This is a genomic window from Amycolatopsis sp. NPDC005003 (assembly GCF_053600695.1).
Genome location: NZ_JBSGAI010000005.1, coordinates 118,088 through 134,816 on the forward strand (window position 1 = coordinate 118,088; position 16,729 = coordinate 134,816).

18 protein-coding genes and 1 pseudogene are annotated in these 16,729 nt (G+C 71.1%); 10 read left to right on the forward strand and 9 right to left on the reverse strand.

The window, feature by feature from the left end; genetic code table 11:
- The first annotated feature begins 24 nt into the window (after nucleotides 1-24).
- Nucleotides 25-1,989: a hypothetical protein gene (locus ACWED2_RS07900; protein ID WP_449689686.1), complete on the forward strand. Its 1,965-nt coding sequence runs from the start codon at nucleotides 25-27 to the stop codon at nucleotides 1,987-1,989.
- Here ACWED2_RS07900 and ACWED2_RS07905 read toward each other — a convergent pair.
- The gene (locus ACWED2_RS07905) at nucleotides 1,968-2,516 is read right to left on the reverse strand and encodes a CGNR zinc finger domain-containing protein (protein ID WP_449689687.1); all 549 of its coding nucleotides are present in this window, start codon (nucleotides 2,514-2,516) and stop codon (nucleotides 1,968-1,970) included. The genes ACWED2_RS07900 and ACWED2_RS07905 overlap by 22 nt on opposite strands.
- Before the next feature lie 218 nt (nucleotides 2,517-2,734).
- Here ACWED2_RS07905 and ACWED2_RS07910 point away from each other — a divergent pair, with 218 nt between their 5' ends.
- Nucleotides 2,735-3,661, forward strand: coding sequence for a TAXI family TRAP transporter solute-binding subunit (locus ACWED2_RS07910; protein ID WP_449689688.1), 927 nt, complete (start codon nucleotides 2,735-2,737; stop codon nucleotides 3,659-3,661).
- 29 nt (nucleotides 3,662-3,690) lie between these two features.
- On the opposite strand, the gene ACWED2_RS07915 is transcribed toward ACWED2_RS07910, so the two are convergent.
- On the reverse strand, nucleotides 3,691-4,170 hold the full coding sequence (locus ACWED2_RS07915; RefSeq protein ID WP_449689689.1) for a hypothetical protein: 480 nt from the start codon (nucleotides 4,168-4,170) through the stop codon (nucleotides 3,691-3,693).
- Between the two features lie 378 nt (nucleotides 4,171-4,548).
- On the opposite strand from ACWED2_RS07915, the pseudogene ACWED2_RS07920 reads away from it, so the two are divergent.
- Nucleotides 4,549-4,671 (forward strand): annotated as a pseudogene (locus tag ACWED2_RS07920) (IS481 family transposase); the annotation flags it as partial.
- A 131-nt stretch (nucleotides 4,672-4,802) separates the two neighbouring features.
- Here the strand turns inward: ACWED2_RS07920 and ACWED2_RS07925 are convergent.
- Together ACWED2_RS07925 and ACWED2_RS07930 are read right to left on the reverse strand one after the other, a co-directional pair.
- Nucleotides 4,803-6,200, reverse strand: a complete 1,398-nt coding sequence (locus tag ACWED2_RS07925; protein WP_449689690.1) for a sensor histidine kinase — start codon at nucleotides 6,198-6,200, stop codon at nucleotides 4,803-4,805.
- A 3-nt stretch (nucleotides 6,201-6,203) separates the two neighbouring features.
- Nucleotides 6,204-6,878 (reverse strand): response regulator transcription factor, encoded by a 675-nt coding sequence (locus ACWED2_RS07930; protein WP_449689863.1) that lies wholly within the window; start codon nucleotides 6,876-6,878, stop codon nucleotides 6,204-6,206.
- A 278-nt stretch (nucleotides 6,879-7,156) separates the two neighbouring features.
- Between ACWED2_RS07930 and ACWED2_RS07935 the strand changes: the two genes are divergently transcribed.
- The 5 genes from ACWED2_RS07935 to ACWED2_RS07955 all read left to right on the forward strand — a co-directional run bounded on the left by ACWED2_RS07935 (nucleotide 7,157) and on the right by ACWED2_RS07955 (nucleotide 11,366).
- Nucleotides 7,157-7,885, forward strand: coding sequence for an amino acid ABC transporter ATP-binding protein (locus tag ACWED2_RS07935; protein WP_003054447.1), 729 nt, complete (start codon nucleotides 7,157-7,159; stop codon nucleotides 7,883-7,885).
- A gap of 55 nt (nucleotides 7,886-7,940) precedes the next feature.
- Complete coding sequence (locus ACWED2_RS07940) at nucleotides 7,941-8,867, forward strand: glutamate ABC transporter substrate-binding protein (RefSeq protein WP_449689691.1); 927 nt, start codon at nucleotides 7,941-7,943, stop codon at nucleotides 8,865-8,867.
- A 101-nt stretch (nucleotides 8,868-8,968) separates the two neighbouring features.
- Complete coding sequence (locus tag ACWED2_RS07945) at nucleotides 8,969-9,616, forward strand: amino acid ABC transporter permease (protein WP_449689692.1); 648 nt, start codon at nucleotides 8,969-8,971, stop codon at nucleotides 9,614-9,616.
- A 73-nt stretch (nucleotides 9,617-9,689) separates the two neighbouring features.
- Nucleotides 9,690-10,553: an amino acid ABC transporter permease gene (locus tag ACWED2_RS07950; RefSeq protein WP_449689693.1), complete on the forward strand. Its 864-nt coding sequence runs from the start codon at nucleotides 9,690-9,692 to the stop codon at nucleotides 10,551-10,553.
- Between the two features lie 75 nt (nucleotides 10,554-10,628).
- Nucleotides 10,629-11,366 (forward strand): SDR family NAD(P)-dependent oxidoreductase, encoded by a 738-nt coding sequence (locus tag ACWED2_RS07955; RefSeq protein ID WP_449689694.1) that lies wholly within the window; start codon nucleotides 10,629-10,631, stop codon nucleotides 11,364-11,366.
- A 1-nt stretch (nucleotide 11,367) separates the two neighbouring features.
- On the opposite strand, the gene ACWED2_RS07960 is transcribed toward ACWED2_RS07955, so the two are convergent.
- The 3 genes from ACWED2_RS07960 to ACWED2_RS07970 are packed head-to-tail and all read right to left on the reverse strand — an operon-like array spanning nucleotide 11,368 to nucleotide 13,726.
- Nucleotides 11,368-11,976, reverse strand: a complete 609-nt coding sequence (locus ACWED2_RS07960; protein WP_449689695.1) for a hypothetical protein — start codon at nucleotides 11,974-11,976, stop codon at nucleotides 11,368-11,370.
- 54 nt (nucleotides 11,977-12,030) lie between these two features.
- Nucleotides 12,031-12,690: a YoaK family protein gene (locus tag ACWED2_RS07965; protein WP_449689696.1), complete on the reverse strand. Its 660-nt coding sequence runs from the start codon at nucleotides 12,688-12,690 to the stop codon at nucleotides 12,031-12,033.
- Nucleotides 12,683-13,726 carry a DUF4037 domain-containing protein gene (locus ACWED2_RS07970; RefSeq protein WP_449689697.1) on the reverse strand — a complete coding sequence of 348 codons (1,044 nt, stop codon included), beginning with the start codon at nucleotides 13,724-13,726 and terminating at the stop codon, nucleotides 12,683-12,685. The genes ACWED2_RS07965 and ACWED2_RS07970 overlap by 8 nt, the downstream gene beginning before the upstream one ends.
- 185 nt (nucleotides 13,727-13,911) lie before the next feature.
- Here ACWED2_RS07970 and ACWED2_RS07975 point away from each other — a divergent pair, with 185 nt between their 5' ends.
- Nucleotides 13,912-14,763: a helix-turn-helix domain-containing protein gene (locus tag ACWED2_RS07975; RefSeq protein ID WP_449689698.1), complete on the forward strand. Its 852-nt coding sequence runs from the start codon at nucleotides 13,912-13,914 to the stop codon at nucleotides 14,761-14,763.
- 3 nt (nucleotides 14,764-14,766) lie between these two features.
- Complete coding sequence (locus ACWED2_RS07980; protein WP_449689699.1) at nucleotides 14,767-14,952, forward strand: DUF397 domain-containing protein; 186 nt, start codon at nucleotides 14,767-14,769, stop codon at nucleotides 14,950-14,952.
- On the opposite strand, the gene ACWED2_RS07985 is transcribed toward ACWED2_RS07980, so the two are convergent.
- Nucleotides 14,936-16,051 (reverse strand): amidohydrolase family protein, encoded by a 1,116-nt coding sequence (locus tag ACWED2_RS07985; RefSeq protein WP_449689700.1) that lies wholly within the window; start codon nucleotides 16,049-16,051, stop codon nucleotides 14,936-14,938. The genes ACWED2_RS07980 and ACWED2_RS07985 overlap by 17 nt on opposite strands.
- Nucleotides 16,048-16,572: a GNAT family N-acetyltransferase gene (locus tag ACWED2_RS07990; protein ID WP_449689701.1), complete on the reverse strand. Its 525-nt coding sequence runs from the start codon at nucleotides 16,570-16,572 to the stop codon at nucleotides 16,048-16,050. The genes ACWED2_RS07985 and ACWED2_RS07990 overlap by 4 nt, the downstream gene beginning before the upstream one ends.
- Between the last annotated feature and the right edge of the window lie 157 nt (nucleotides 16,573-16,729).

The following is a 16,729-nucleotide window of genomic DNA, read 5'->3' on the forward strand; positions in this document are numbered from 1 at the left end:
GACGGCAGGGAGGCTGCGAAGCGGATGGACCCGATCCTGCTGCCGAGCCAGCACGCGAGCTCGCACGACCTGCCCGACGATCCCGCCCACCTCGACACGGTCCTGGCCGCCGCGGCCGCCGCCGCGCTCGCCGCGCAGCAGCCGGACGGCAACTTCGAGGACCCGGCGGCCGACGACGACGTCGGCGACATGGGCCTCGGGGTGATCTCTCTTCTCTGCCTGGCCCGGCGGCGCGGCGTGGCCGACGACGATCCCGCGTTCACCGACGCGGTGCGCCGGGGCTTGGACTTCTTCCTGGCGCACCGGGTGTTCCGGACGGACAACCCCGGTGAGCCGTTCCTGCGCGTCCGCCACAGCGGCCTGCCGTACGCGCGCTACATGCCCGGGGAGGGTGAACACCCCTTCGGCGACTGGCCGAGCACGGTGTGGGCGATGCTGCACGCGGTCAACGTCCTGGAACTCGGCGAAGGCCTGCTCGCCGATGCCCAGTACGCCGAGGTGACCGAGCTGGCGCTCGGGTACTGGCGGTGGCTGACCGAAGCGAGCATGTTCAACCCCCAGCAGACGGGCAACCAGGCCCTCGGCGCGATCGTCGCGGGCCTGATGCTCGGCCGCCACCTCGACCGTGTTTCCCGCGACCGCGAGGGCAACCGCGTCACGACGGCGGCGATGCGGCTGTACACGGACGTCATCCGGCCGTCCCGGGTGACCGACCGCGGCTTCGCGCTGCCGGCCGAGCACGGCGCCGGCCACGACCAGAACTACCTGCCGATCTCGCTGTCCTTCCTGGCCCAGGCCCACCGGGTCACGGCCGACCGGCTGTTCCTCGACGACGGCGCGGAGCTCGCCCGCCACCTCGACTGCCGCCTGTCGGCCCGCGGCTTCGACTACGGCGGGCCCCGCTACAGCGAGCAGCACTGCGGCGCCGAAGGCCTGCTCGGCCTCCGCTACTTCGGCGCGCACCTGGCCACCGACCTCGGCCGCTACCTGGCCGACCGCCGCGTCGCCTACTACCCGGTGGCGGGGTCCGGCGCGCCGAGCGGGCACTTCGCGTTCACCACGGTCTGGCTGTACCAGGACGGCAGCAAGTGGCACCGTTCCCCTTCACTTCCGGTCTCGACGCCGTATTCGCTGCGCCACCGCGCCGCGTCGGTGTCGTGGACGGGCAGCCACACGCCGTACCTGATCGACGCCGGGCGCGCGGCGGTGATCGAGTCGGTCGTGGCCGGCCAGCACGGCATCGGCCCGGTCCTGGGACGCACGCTGCTCACCCGCGCGCTGGGCCCGCTGCGCGTCCGCGACGCCCGGGACGGAGACGTGGTCGCCCGGCTGGTCACCAAGGCGGTGGTCACGCGGGAGCAGGTGCTGCTGAGCGTGCAGCAGGTGTGCGTGGTCGAGGAGCGGCGGGTGACGATGTTCGCGGTGGTCCCGGCGGCGGGGTGCGAATTCCTCGCCGGGCTGCCGTACGTCGAGGAAACGGAGGCGGGCCAGCGCAAGATCGTCACCGTGGCCTCGCCGGGTGGAGCACCCTTCGACCTGGGCACGCCGGGCGCGGTGCTGGCCACGAACGGCACGCTGCACGCGGGCAGCCTGGCGATCACGTCGGGGGCGTCGCTGCGGGTGGTCAACCCGCCGGCGGGCCGGACGAGCTTCGGCGGCCCGGAGACGATCGGGCTGACGCAGGAGCAGCTGGCGTTCTCGCTGGCGGACGACCCTCGTGGCTACGGGAACCCGGACGCGGGCTGGCACCGGGTGACGGACACGAACCACGTCCTGGCGGGCCCGCTCCCGTCGTCCCCGCCGGGCTCGTCGGTGTTCGCGGTCCGGTACGGGCCGCCCGACGACGGCCCTTTCACGGCCGGGGCCCACGAATCGGCTGAAGGCCTGGTCATCGAGACACCGGGCTTCACGGTCGTCATCGGCGATCCCGCGGGCGAATCGGACGGCGAGCCGATCCTGCGGCTGAGCTACCGGTCGGCGGCTCGGTAGCGCTGCATCTTGTCGCGGCTGCCGCACGCACTCATCGAACACCAGCGGCGCGCACCCGCCCGTGACGTGTCGAGGAACAGCAGCGAGCACTCCGGGTTCGCACACTCGCGCACCCGGGCGGCCTCGTCGCCGCCGAGCACCGCCACGGCGTCCGCGGCGAGCAGGCCCAGCAGGGACGGCACGGTCGCCGAAACCCGTTCCGCCCGCAGGCCCTCCGCGCCGACGCGCAGAGCGGTGACCGGCGGTGGCTGCGCCGCCCACCGGTTCACCGTGGCCAAGTCCTCTTCGGACAGCTGTCCCAGCATCAGGCGGTAGACGGCTTCCCGCAGCTCGCGTGCCGCTGCCAGCTCAGCCGCCGTGCAGGGCGGATCAGTCTGCGTCAGCCCCGCTTCGGTGAACCAACGGCCCAGCGCCGCCGGATCCGGCAGGCGCTCGAAGCCGCCGTCGCGGAAGCGCTCGCCGACCGTCGCCGTGAAGTTCACCGAGGGCCGCCCGCCGTGGAAGCGGAAGCCCAGCTTGTCGCCCACGTCCCCAGGCTACCGCGTTACCACTTCGACGGGTAACGCCGGCGAGGTGAAATTCGCGATCATCGGCGCGGGCGGCGAGCAACTCACGGCGTTGCGCGAGCGCAGCCTGACCGTGATCGGCCCGGACGGGCAGGCCACAACGTCCTGTACGCGGTGCTGCGGCTGCGCGAAGGCCGCTGAGGCTGCCCGCCGGGCCCGGAGTCTGGCACGATCAGGCCGTGACCAGCAGCAGGCGCACGCGCGGGCTCGCGATCGCGGCCGTCCTCCTGCTGGTGCTCACCGCCTGCACCAGCGGCTTCGGCGGGCTCAAGCTGCGGATCGCGGCGGGCAACTCCGGCGGCGTCTACTACAAGCTCGCCCAGACCCTCGCCACCGCCTGGCAGGGCGGCCTGGGCATCGACCGGCCCCAGGTGCTGCAGACCCAGGGCTCACCCGACAACATCAAGAAGGTGCTCGCCGGCCAGGCCGACGTCGCCTTCGTCGCGGCCGACGTCGCCGCGGACCTGTACCGGGCCCGCTCGGGGTTCGCCGCGCTCGCCCGGATCCACGACGACTACCTGCACATCGTCGTCCGGGCCGACAGCGACATCCGGTCGGTGTCCCAGCTCAGCGGCCACCGGATCGCGATCGGCTCACCGCAGTCCGGCGTCGAGTACATCGCCAACTGGCTGCTCGGCCTGCTCGGGCTGAAGGACTCGGTCAGCACGACCACCCGCGGCCTCGACGATTCCGTCGTCGCGCTGCGCAACCACGAGGTCGACGCGTTCTTCTGGTCCGGCGGCCTGCCCACGCCGAAGCTGCTGGAACCGGAGAACCGGGGCAAGCTGCACCTGCTCGACCTCGCCGACGTGATGCCGAGGGTGCAGGCGAGCAGCCAGGTCTACGGAACCGCGACGATCCCGGCGAGCACGTACAACCAGGGCTCCCCGGTGACGACGCTGGTGGTGCCGAACTTCCTCGTGGTCCCGAAGTCGATGCCCGACGACGTGGCGGAAGCCCTGGTCCGCGGCCTGTTCGACGCCCGCCGCGAGCTGGCGAACGCCAACTCGGCGGCCCTGTCGATCGACGTCCACCCGGGCATCGAGACCCAGCCGATCCCGCTGCATCCCGGGGCACTGCGGTACTACCGGTCACAGAAGACCTAGGCGACCGGGAACACCATCGAGATCCGCACTCATCCCCGGAACACCAAGATCAGCACAACCGCAGCCGACATGATCCCCGTCAAACCCGCGTAGAACATGTATATCTCGGGCCGGCTTGCCACGATTCGACGCATTCTCTTCAGGCTGAATGGCTCCTTCCCGAAGGCCGACCGCACGCCGAAGACGTAGTCCGGGGAAAGTGAACTGGATGAATCGAACGTCGACGACTGCAGAAGCCGACCTATCTCCGTGCACCTGTTCATCACCCGGACCTGCATGTCCATGTACACGATCTCAAGGTACGAGAAAAACAGTATGACAAAAAGCCCCACTGCCGCGATGACACCGTTCTTGGCGGTCACCGCCAGCGCGAGCAGCGCACCGCTGGTCGTCACGGACCAGCTTCTGATGGTGAATCTCTGATTGTCGAACTTGTCAACCGTGCGTTGGAGATATTCGAGATCCAACTCGAGGATCCGGATAATGCGCTCGTTGGCGTCGTCGGGCACGCAGGCTCCTCCCAGTCGTGCGTCCTGTCGCGATGAGAGCCGTTGCACCTGCGAGGCTTCGCTTCGACCGCGGGCAACGACCGGACGAACCCGTGGCCGGCCGGCGCCTCAAGTCTTCAGTCGTGTCGCGGTGAGCGCGTGGGCCGAAGGGGTTCTTCACCGATCGCAGTCAGCGACCAGAATGCGGCGTCCAGTCACAGCCTGGCCGCAGCGGCGATCGGCTCTGGGTGTACTTGGCGCTGTGAGCTCGATGTCCCGGCACGGGCGGTGTCGCGGGTGCTGGCCCGGCACCAGATCCCACGGCCGGCCGCGCTGGACCCGATCACCCGGCAGGTAATCCGGGCCGTCGGCAAGACCACCGCGGTGCGCCACGGGCGAGACCGGCCGGGCGAGCAGGGGCCGGCCTGCGCAGTCTTCCTCACCCGCGCGACCGCCTACTTCGCCGACCACGGCATCACCCGCATCGAACGGCTGATGACCGACAACGCCTGGGCCCACGCTGGTCGCCGCGTGCGGTATGCGCCGAGCACGGCATCCGGCAGAAGTTCATCAAACCCCACTGCCCTGGCAGAACGGCAAGGTCGGCCACCCACCCACCAGCCGACTGCCACCAACCTGATGGCCAAGTACATTCAGGCGACCGGGAACACCATCGAGATCCGCAGCCCGCCGCCCTCGGGCAGGTCCAGCTCCAGCTTCCCGTCCGAATGCGCGACGAGCTCGCTGACGATCGCCAGCCCCAGCCCCGACCCCGGCACGTTCTGGTGCGCCGGGCTGCGCCAGAACCGGTCCAGCGCCCGGTCGAGCTCCTCCGGCCGCAGCCCCGGCCCGTGGTCGCGCACCGACAGCCGGACCCGGTCCTCTTCCCGCACCACCGAGATCCGGATCTCCGTCCCCGCCGCGGTGAACTTCAGCGCGTTGTCCAGCAGCGCGTCCAAGATCGTCTCCGCGCCCCGCGGCGGCATGCACACCCGCGCACCGTCGCCGGACGTCTCCACCACCAGCCGCACGTCCCGGGCCTCGCCCACCACCGACCAGTCCGCCACCCGCTCCGCCACGGCCTCGTCCAGCACCACCGGGTCCAGCTCGCCGCCCGACGCCTCGGCGCGGGCCATCGACAGCAGCCCGTCCAGGATCTGGTGGAGCCGGCCGGCGTCGACGCGCGCCGCCTCCAGGTCGGCGGCCGCCGGCTCGTCGTCGACGTGGCCTTCGAGGTTGCCCAGCCGGATCTTCAGCGCCGTCAGCGGGTTGCGCAGCTGGTGGGACGCGTCGGCGACGAACGCGCGCTGCGCCGCCAGCGCGCCCGACACGCTCGACGCCATCCGGTCGAACGACCGGCCGAGCTGGCGCAGCTCCGGCGGTCCGCCGCTCTCCCCCACCGGCTCGGCCTCGCGGCCGCTGATCACCGACGCCACCAGCGCGCCCGTCGCGTCGTCGAGCCGGTGCACCGGCCGCAGGATCCACCGGACCACCGGGATCGCCACGGCCAGCGCGAGCGTGAAGGCGAGGATCCCGCCCGCGGCCAGCAGCAGCCACCACCACAGCACGTCGGCGCGCTCGGAGCCGGTCTCGGACACCGTGAGCACGGCGCCGTGCACCTCACCGTCGGCCAGCACCGGCTCGGCCAGCACCAGCGGCGTCGAGTCCCACGGCATCAGCACGCCCGCCGGCTGCGAGCGGCGGCCGGCGAGCGCCTCGCGGACCGGCCCGCCGATCCGGTCGGCCTTAAGGTCGATCCGCGCCGCGGCCGGCCCCAGCGACGAGGCGAACAGCTTGCCGTCCTGGTCGACGACCGCCACCTGGACGCCGTACACCTCGTTGTAGCGGGTCAGGTCCGGCTCGATCAGCCCCGGTTTGTTGTCCAGCAGCGGCCGCTGCGCCAGCGACGCGAACCGCGCGGTGTCGGTCAGCCGGTCGAGGAACAGGTCCTGCTGCGCGCCGGCCGCGATGCTCCTGGCCAGCGGGATGCCCAGGCCGAACACCAGCAACGCCACCAGCGTCAGCACGATGCCCTGCAGCCGGACGCGCACGCCTCAGCTCCGGGCGACCTGGCCGCCGAGCCGGTACCCGACCCCGCGGACCGTCTCGATGAGCGCCGGGCGGCCCAGCTTCGTCCGCAGCGTCGCGACGTGGACGTCCAGCGAACGGCTCTCCGCCGGGCCCCGGTGGCCCCACACCTCGGTGAGCACGTGCTCGCGCGAGCACACCGCGCCGCGCGCGCCGGCCACCAGCGCCAGCACCTGGAACTCCTTGCGGGACAGCGCCACCGCCCTGTCGCCGACCAGGACTTCGTGCCGGGAGACGTCGACCGTGACGTCCCCGACCCGGATGACCACCGGCTCGGCCGCGGGGTGCTCGCCGCGGCGGCGGCGCACGGCCTCGACGCGGGCGAGCAGCTCCTCGACGTCGTAGGGCTTGACCAGGTAGTCGTCGGCGCCCGCGCGCAGGCCCTGGATCCGGTCGTCGACCTCGCCGCGCGCCGAGACGACGATGATCGCGACGTCGCTGACCGCGCGGATCTGGCGGCACAGCGTGACGCCGTCGATGTCGGGCAGGCCGAGGTCGAGCAGGATGACGTCGACCTCGTGCACCCGGTCGAGCACGCCGGCGCCGGTGGCGAGCCGGGCGATCGCCAGGCCGCGGCGGGTCAGCGCCGGGATGAGCGCACCCGCGACCCGGTCGTCGTCCTCCACCAGCAGCACCCGCACCCGTCCGCCTCCCATGGTGACCTGCTCCACCGGCCGGTAGGGCGAACTCTAGGACGTCCGGGCGGCCCCCGCACCGGCCACCCGGACGGTCACACTCCGTGACCTCGGGTGGACACCCCCCAAAATGGACATCGATACTCAGTTGAAACCCTAAGTATTGCTCAAGCGGCCTTGCCAGCCGGTACGACAACGGTAGGTTCTCGCCATCGCGTGGTGACCCATGCCCGATCTGCACGAACGACCCGGGAGGCCAGATGACCGCGGAGGTGGCGGCGCCGATGATCAAGGCGTCCGCCGTGAACAAGTACTTCGGCGACCTGCACGTGCTCAGGGAGATCACGCTCGAGGTGCCTCGCGGCCAGGTCGTCGTGGTGCTCGGCCCGTCGGGCTCGGGCAAGTCGACCCTGTGCCGGGCGATCAACCGGCTGGAGCCGATCAACTCGGGCGAGATCGCCGTCGACGGTGTCCCGCTGCCCGCCGAGGGCAAGGCCCTGGCCGCGCTGCGGGCCGACGTCGGCATGGTGTTCCAGTCGTTCAACCTGTTCGCGCACAAGACGATCGTCGAGAACGTCATGCTCGCGCCGGTGAAGGTCCGCAAGACCTCGCAGGCCGAAGCGCGCAAGACGGCGATGGAGCTGCTGGAACGCGTCGGCATCGCCAACCAGGCCGACAAGTACCCGGCGCAGCTTTCGGGCGGTCAGCAGCAGCGCGTCGCCATCGCGCGGGCGCTGGCCATGCGGCCCAAGGTCATGCTGTTCGACGAGCCGACCTCGGCGCTGGACCCGGAGATGGTCCAGGAGGTCCTCGACGTGATGACGGGCCTGGCCAAGGACGGCATGACGATGCTCGTCGTCACCCACGAGATGGGCTTCGCCCGCAGGGCAGCCGATCGGGTGATCTTCATGGCCGACGGCGAGATCGTCGAGGACACGACGCCCGAAGAGTTCTTCACCGCGCCGAAGAGCGAGCGCGCGAAGGACTTCCTCGGCAAGATCCTGACCCACTGAGAAACGTTCCGCGGCGCCGTCGGCGTCCGGGTGACGACACACAGGAGAGAATCACATGAGGATCCGCACCCTCGCGGTGGGACTGCTCGCCGGTGGCCTGGCGCTGACCACGCTGACCGCCTGTGGCAAGGAAGGCACGCCGACCACCCCGGGCTCGGGCGAGCAGAGCGGCACGAACGCCCCCGCGGCGCTGAGCTACCCGGTGGCGACCGGCGTCGACCTGGCCGGCTCCCCGGTGTTCGCCAAGATGAAGTCGGCCGGCGCGCTGACCGTCGGCGCCAAGGACGACCAGCCGGGCCTGGGCCTGAAGGACCCGACGACCGGCAAGTTCGGCGGCTTCGACATCGAGATCGCGAAGCTCGTCTCGGCCGGCCTCGGCTTCGACCCGGAGAAGATCACCTTCCGCACGGTCGACTCGGGCGCGCGTGAGCAGACGATCGCGAACGGCGACGTGAACTACTACGTCGGCACCTACTCGATCACCGACAAGCGCAAGGCGCTGGTCTCCTTCGCCGGCCCGTACTTCATCGCCGGCCAGGACCTGCTGGTGCGCAAGGACGACAGCTCGATCACCGGCAAGGACACCCTCAAGGGCAAGAAGGTCTGCTCGGTCACCGGCTCGACCCCGATCCAGAAGGTCCGCTCGGAGAACCTGACCGAGCCGGGCAACATCGTCGAGTTCCAGAAGTACTCGCAGTGCGTCGAGAAGCTGCTGTCGAAGGACGTCGACGCGGTCACCACCGACGACGCGATCCTCAAGGGGTACGCGTCCCAGGACCCGGACAGCCTGAAGGTCGTCGGCCAGACGTTCTCCACGGAGAAGTACGGCATCGGCCTGAACAAGGACGACAAGGTCCTGCGCGACAAGGTCAACGAGATCCTGCAGAAGGCGCTGGACGACGGCACCTGGCAGAAGATCTACGACGCGACCCTCGGCAAGTCGGGCTCGGCCGCCAAGAAGCCGACCCTCGAGAAGTACTGACCTGACACGGAGGCCGGTGGATCGGGTGCGCCCGGTCCACCGGCCTCGGTTCATCCACCCCTTGACCACCGCTTGAAAGAAACGGACGCGGGGAAGGCTCCATGGACGTCCTGCTCAACAACCTGGACCTGTTCGGTCCGTTCTTCCTGCGCACGATCGAACTGTTCGTGCTCTCCGCCGTCGGCAGCCTGATCTGGGGCACGATCCTGGCCATGCTGCGGGTGAGCCCGGTCCCCGTCTTCCGCGCCGTCGGCACGGCCTACGTGACGATCGCCCGGAACACGCCGCTCACCCTGGTGTTCGCGTTCTTCGTGTTCGCCTACCCGCTGCTGGACATCGTCAAGCTCGACTACTTCCCGGCCGCCGTGACCGCCCTGACCGTGTACACCTCGGCGTTCATCTGCGAGGTCGTGCGCTCGGGCATCAACACCGTGCCGGTCGGGCAGGCCGAGGCGGGCCGCGCGCTGGGGCTGACCTTCGGCCAGATCCTCGGCCAGGTCGTGCTCCCGCAGGCGCTGCGGTCGGTCGTCCCGCCGCTGATCAGCACCCTCATCGCGCTGCTGAAGAACACCACGATCGCCGCCGGTTTCTCGGTCGCCGAGGCGGGCGCGATCCGCTCGTACCTGTCCGAGCGCGGCGAGAACCAGCTGATCGGCCTGCTGTGGGTCGCGCTCGGCTTCATCATCCTGGTCGCCGTGCTGTCGTTCGTCCAACGCAGCCTGGAGAAGCGCTGGAGCGTGGCCCGATGAGGGAGCTTGCGACCGAATCATCCAACACTGCGCCTGCGGCTCAGGCCGCACCGAGCGTCAGCGAGGTGTGCGCATGAGCAATGTGCTGTTCGACGTCCCGGGGCCGAAGGCGAAACTGCGGTACCGCACCTACGCCGTGGCCGGCACGCTCGTGGTGCTCGCGTTCGTCGGCTACATCGGGTGGCGCTTCTACGACAGCGGCCAGTTCACCGCCCGCAAGTGGGAGTGGCTGCAGTACGCGCAGGTGCAGCGCGACCTGGGCAACGCGGTGCTGTCGACGCTCGAGGCGTTCGCCGCCGCGGCCGTGCTGGCGCTGGTCTTCGGTGCGATCTTCGCGGCGGGCCGGCTGTCGGACCACGCCTGGATCCGCCGGATCTCCGGGTTCGTCGTCGAGTTCTTCCGCGCCATCCCCGCGCTGATCCTGATGTTCCTGTTCTACTTCGGCCTGCCGACCGTCGGCGTGCCGACGAGCCCGTTCCTCGGTGTGGTCCTCGGCCTGACGCTGTACAACGGCTCGGTGCTCGCCGAGGTCTTCCGCGCGGGCATCCAGTCGCTGCCCAAGGGCCAGAGCGAAGCCGCGTACGCACTGGGCATGCGCAAGACCCAGGTGATGTTCCTGGTCCTGCTGCCGCAGGCGATCCGGGCGATGCTGCCGACGATCATCAGCCAGCTCGTCGTGCTGCTGAAGGACACCGCGCTCGGCTTCATCATCACCTACCAGGAGCTGCTGTACTACGCGCGCTACATCGGTTCGCAGGGCACGTTCGGGCGGCCGATCGTGCCGTCGACGATCGTGGCGACCGCCATCTACGTCGTGATGTGCCTGCTGCTCACGGCGCTGGCGACGTACCTGGAGCGGCGCAACCGCCGCAACAAGAAGGTCGTGGCCGCACCTCCGGCCACGGGCGAGGCAGCCCTCGTCTCCGCCGCCACCTGAGTCACCCGTTCGAGGCCCCCGGGACACGTCCCGGGGGCCTTGTCGTGTCCCGGTGCGTCCCCTAGCGTCGGGCGCATGGGTGTCGCACTGGTGACCGGCAGTTCCCGGGGCCTCGGCCGGGTGATCGCTCGCCGGCTGGCCCGCGACGGGTTCGCCGTCGCGGTCAACGGCCGCCACGACAACGCCGACCTCAAGACGGCCGCGGAAAGCATCCTCGCCGAGGGCGGCCGGGCGGCGGCGTTCGCGGCGGACGTCACGGACCGGCGCCAGGCCGGCGACCTGGTCGACGCGGTCACGGCGTTGCTGGGCCCGATCGGGGTGCTGGTGCTCAACGCGACCGGCCCCCAGCCGGAGGCGCCGGTGTCGTCGGTCGACTGGCCGGATCACCTGGCCCAGCTGGACTTCTTCGTGCGGTCCCCGGTGTTGCTGGGCCACGCCGTGCTGCCGGGGATGCGCGCCCGCGGCCACGGCCGCATCGTGCACGTCGACTCGGAGGTGGCGGACCGCCCACCACCCGGCCGCTCGGCGTACGCGACGGCCAAGAGCGCCCAGATCGGCCTGGTCCGGGCGTGGGCGCGCGAACTGGCCCCGGACGGCATCACGGTCAACACGGTGGCGCCCGGGTTCATCCCGGTGGAGCGGCACGCGGAGATCCCGGAGGCCGAGCGCGAGGAGTACCGCGCTTCGGTCCCGGCGGGCCGCCTGGGCACCCCGGAGGAGGTGGCGGCGGCGGTGAGCTTCTTCGCATCGGAGGAGGCGGGCTTCGTCACCGGCCAGCGCCTGCTGGTCGACGGCGGCCGCGCGCTCGGCTAGCTCACGCCGCCAGGGCGAGGATGCCGTCCGTGTCACGGGCGAGGAAGTCACCGAACGGAACCAGGTTCCGCGGCTCGAAGTGGCGCCGGGCGATGTCGGGCCGCAGCACCATCAGCTCCGGCACCACCGTGACCGGAGTCGGCCCGCCGGTCACGATGTCGTCGAGGTCGGTGTCGAGCGCCGGCCCCCAGCGGTCGACGACCAGCCCGGCCGCGGACGGCCCGGTCGCCCGGAACTCGGCCAGCAGGGGGCGGATCACCGTGTCCTGTCCCTTCCGGTACACCGGGCCGCCGAAGCCGTCGAGGTCGTAGTCCTCGACGACCACGTCGCCGAGCCGCGTCAGCGTGCAGGTGACGTCGGCGTCCTCGTCGCCGGCCATCCAGTACTGGAAGGTGAACTGCTTCTCCAGCCCGATCATGGCGGCCAGCAGGCCTTCCCGGTCCATTTCGACCTGCTCGCCGAGGGTTTCCCACTCCCCGCTGATCGCGGTGATCCGCCCGGTCCGGAGGTGGCCCAGCACCATCCCGGCCGCCGCGAGCGAGTCCACCCGGCGGTGCACCTGCTCCGGTGACCAGTCCCGCCGGTACAACCGCACGCTTCCGTAGGTCATCCCTGTTCCCCCTCGAAGTACCCGAGACCTCCTTTGTAGCCGGGAAACCGCCCGCTAACGAACGGTTTTCCGGTGCAGCACGGCGAGCACGCCCAGCACCAGCGCGAGCGCCACCCCCAGCGCGGCCCACATCGCGACGTGCAACTGCAGCAAACCGCCCACGAAGGCCCCGGCGAGCATCGCCCCCACGGCGGCGATCTTCCGCAGCGGGTGCGCACCCGGCCCGCCGGCGGCCTTCGAATCCGCCGCGAAGCCGGTCAGCGTCATCGTGAGCACGGTCGTCGTCAGGTCGGGCGCACCGATGCGGCGGACGGCCGCGTTCTGCAGCCCCATCGCCAGCCCGAGCACGACGATCAGCAGTTCGGCGCCCCACCGCGTGCCGCCGCCCGAGGTCGCCGACAGCACGACGGCCACCGCGATCAGCACCGCCTGTGCGGCGGTCGCCTGCCGCAGGGCGTCGTGGTCGTCGTCACGCCGGGCCAGCCGCCCACCGGCGAGCGCACCGGCCAGGAACGCGACCACGGCGGTCAGCGAGGCGAGCACCGACAGCGTCGTCTCCCCCGCCGCCGCGAAGCCGAAGAAGACGACGTTGCCGGTCATGTTCGCGACGAAGACCCGCCCCAGCCCGAGGAAGCTGACGGCGTCGACCACCCCGGTGACGACGGTCAGCGTCAGCAGCAGGGCGGCCAGGTCCCGCGGTTTCGGTTCAGCCATGCGGGCAGTCAACCACCGCACGCGTGAACACGCGGTCCCCGAGCGCGTCGGTGTTGTCGACGAACTGGTCGATCGCCCCGGTGGGCACCCGCAGCGGCGAGCCCTCGAGCAACGGCGTCACGAAGCGTCCGGCGTGGATCACCCGGAACGGCCGGTCGTAGTAGCCGCTGGTGCGCGGCTCCACCGGGGCGGTGAGGCCCAGCTCGTTGTGCAGCCCGGCAACGCGCTCGTAGGCGGCCACGAGGTGCCGCTCGCGTTCGCGCCAGGTGGTGGCCGCCAGTGCGGCGGTGAGGTCCGGAGCCAGGCGGGCCGCCGCGGGCAGCTGCGCGAAGGCGCTGCCGAGCCACTTGCTGTACGGCGGATACCGGCGCGCCATGAGCAGGCACAGCCGCATCAGGTCCCGGACGAGCCGCGCGGCGACGACCGCGGACCCCAGTTCGTCCCCGGCCTCTCCGCACCGGCCGACGAACGCTTCCTCCTGGCCGATGCGCTGCCATTGGCACGCGAGGACGTACCGCCAGACGTCGTCGGGGTACCACGCCACGTTCCGCCGCAGGGCTTCGAAACCGAGGTCGTCGTGGAAGACCGCGCCGCCGGTGAACTCGGCGAAGACCTGGGTGGGGGTCGCGAGCCAGTCCCGCAGAGCCGGCCGCCGGGGATCGAAGCCGAGCGTGCCGCGGGTCCAGTCGTCGAGTGCCGCGACGACGACGCCGTGGTCGGGAGGGCCGTCCGTCCGAGCGAGGTGCCGGGTGCCTTCCTCGTCGCTGACGAAGTGCGTCGGGTACCCGAGGAACGTCCGGGGCAGATGGTCGGCCAGGAGCCGGTGGATCCGCTCGCCGCCGCTTCCGGCGAACAGCAGCAGCCGCGGCCCCCAGTTGTGGTCGGTGGAGCGCGGCGAATCGAAGCCGAGCACTTCGGAGCCGTACCCGACGAGCGCGGCGGTGTACCGGAGGCGCGGGAGTTCGCGGCGCAGGATCGGCCGGACCGCTTCGGCGTGGAACCGCTCGCTCAATTCGATCCCCGGAACGAATGCCATGACGGATTGTTGCCCATTAAGGCGAGAAGCGCACTTCATTTACGAAGCCGCTTCGCGCGCGAAGCGGCTTCGCAGCGCTTCGCGCGCGGATTCCGTTGTCACACAGGCGGAACAGCGACCTCCTTGCGGTGAATCCGCGCGCGGCGAGCGGCGTTTTGTCGGAGGTCCCCTCTACCGTCCGTGGCATGACCGAAAAGAGCACGGTGCACACGCGGGAAATGGCCTGCGAACTCAAGAACCAGCGCGAGCTGAACCGGATGACCCTGCGCGAGCTGGCCCGCCGCGCGGACTGGTCGGCGTCGAAGGTGTCGGCCTGGGAGAACGGCCGTCGCATCTCGCCGATCGACGCCGCGATCTACCTCGCCCACTGCGGCACGAAGGCCGCCGAACGCGCGCGGCTCCTCGAGCTGGCCAAGCCGCCCAGCCGGCTGTACTGGGTGCGGCCCTACTTCGACAAGCTCGTCGACCCGATGAAGTCCCTCATCATCCAGGAAAACCTGGCCGACACGATCATCTCGCACAGCCCGACAGCCATCCCGGGCATGCTGCAGACCGAAGACTACGTGAAGGAGCTCTACGAACTGACCGGGCGCTACACCTCGGATCGCCTGAAGATCCTCGTGCAGGCCCGCCTCGACCGGCAACAGCTCCTGCAGCGGCCGAATCCGCCGCGCTGCCGCTACTTCGTCTACGAGCGGAACCTCCGCACCGTCGTCCGCGATCCGGCGCTGATGCACGAGCAGCTGCAGTACCTGGTGCTGGCGACCAACCTGCCGCACTGCACCATCCGGGTCCTGCCCGAGACCGCGCTCCCCTACCACCTCGTGGGCAGCCGGTTCACCATCATGGAGTTCCCCGAGCATCCGCCGGTGGTCTACGAGGAAACGTACGCGGCGGGCCTGTTCGTCGACGACCGGGTCGCGGTCGAGGCCTTCTACGTCCTGGCCACGAGGCTGGAACAAGCCGCCCTCTCGGAGGGACAATCGAGGGAGGTACTCATCCGGCTGGCGGACGAGTTCGAGCGCATGAAGGAGTGACCGATGGCGGGCCGCGAACGGCAGTGGTTCAAGAGCAGTCACAGCGATGCCGACACCGAACACAGCACCTGCGTCGAAGTCGCCCTCGAGTCCCGGACCACCGCGGTCCGCGACTCGAAGGCGCCCGCCGCCGGGCACCTGACCGTCCCCCACCCCGCGTGGCGCGCCCTGCTCAGCTCGGTGCGCTGACGAGCCTCCCGTCGTGCCACACCGCCCGGATCCGCCCGGGCAGGTCGGTCACGTCGAGATCGGTGCCGTCCAGGAACACGACGTCGGCGCGCAGCCCCGGCTCGACCCGGCCCCGGTCGTCGTCGAGCCGGAGCAGCCGGGCCGCTTCGGAGGTGGCCGCCTTCAGGGCGGCCGCCTCGCCGAGCACCGCGGCCAGCAACCGCAGCTCGGTCGTCAAGTCGACATGGGGACGCGGGGCGAGGTCCGAACCGGCGGCGACGCGGACACCGGCGTCCACCGCGAGCCGGAGCGAGCGGCGGTGCGTCTCGGCGAACTCGCTGTCGCTGATCGGCGCCAGCGTCGGCACGTACCAGGCGTTCCCGAGCGCGGCCACGGCGTCGTCGTCGAGGAAGGTGCCGTGCTCGATGCTGCGCGCCCCGGCGCGGGCGGCCGAGACAACGGCGGCGGACGTGTGCGCGTGGGCCAGCACGTCCCGGCCGGCGCGGCGCGCCTCGTCGACCAGCGCGGCGAGCTCGTCGTCGGTCGGCCGGACGTCGGCACCGGAACGCACCGCCCGCATCGAGCCGCCCGCGCCGACCTTGATCCAGTCGGCGCCGGCACGCACCATCCGGCGGACGGCCGCGCGCGCCGCGTCCGGCCCGTCGAAGAGCGGGTCGGGCAGCGAGGGGTCACCGAAGTGGTCGATGGTGCCGGCGGGTGGCTCCCAGCTGTCGCCGAGCCCGCCGGTCGGGCCCAGCTGCCGCAGGCTGACCAGCAGGTCGGGCCCGGTGATCCACCCTTCGCGCAGGGCGTGCTTGAGCCCGGCGTCGGCGCCCCAGGCGTCCCGGACGGTTGTGATCCCCCGCGCCAGCAGCCCCCGCAGCACCGGCACGGCTTCGAGGATCCGCGCACTGCGTGGCAACGGTTCGGGCCGCGGGAAGGCCACGTGCACGTGGCAGTCGATGAGCCCGGGGATCAGCAGGCCCCCGGAGCAGTCGACCCGCTCGCCGTCGAGCCCCAGGCCCACCTCGGCAATGCGCGAGCCGTCCAGCCGCACGTCCGCGCGGGTGCTTTCCCCGGTTTCGGGATCGAACACCCGGGCCCCGGCGAGCACCGTCACGCAAGGTCCTTGCGGTAGATGAGGAAATCGCACGGCGTCGCCAGCGAGGGCGCCAGGTGCGGATAGTCTCCGGCGAGGTCGGCGCGGTGGGTCACGCGGTACCCGAGCCGGCCGTACCACTCGGCGAGGAACTGCTTCGACGGGTGCGTCCAGTCCCGCGGCACGAGCAGTTCGAGCTGCATCTCCCGGCACCCGGCGGCCCGGCTCGCCTGTTCGGCGAACCGCACCAGCTCCCGCCCGACCCCGAGCCCCCGCCGCGCCGGATCGGCGGCGAGCATGCCGAACTCGCCGGTCGAGTCGTCAAGCCGCCGAACCCGCACCGCCCCGGCAAGTCCACCATCGACGAACGCCACGGCGATCTCCCCGGCGGCCACGAACCCCGCGACCTCGTCGGCGGAGGTCCGGTCGGTGCTCCCCTGCCAGAGCCCCTTCTCCGATTCGGCGTAGACGTGGTTGACCAACGCCGTGACCCGTTCGATCACGGCGCGGTCAGCCGTCGGCGTCAGCAGTTCGATCTCCATGCCTCCATACTGCCCGGCATCGCACGAGCCAATACGACCCGTCCCATCGTTCGCCGCCATAACGGAACGATCACACGTACCGGGATTCTCGTTCAGATGCAGAGGGATGCTGCCCGCCGCCGACGAGAGCGGCAACGAGCTGCGTTGCCAGCCAGAA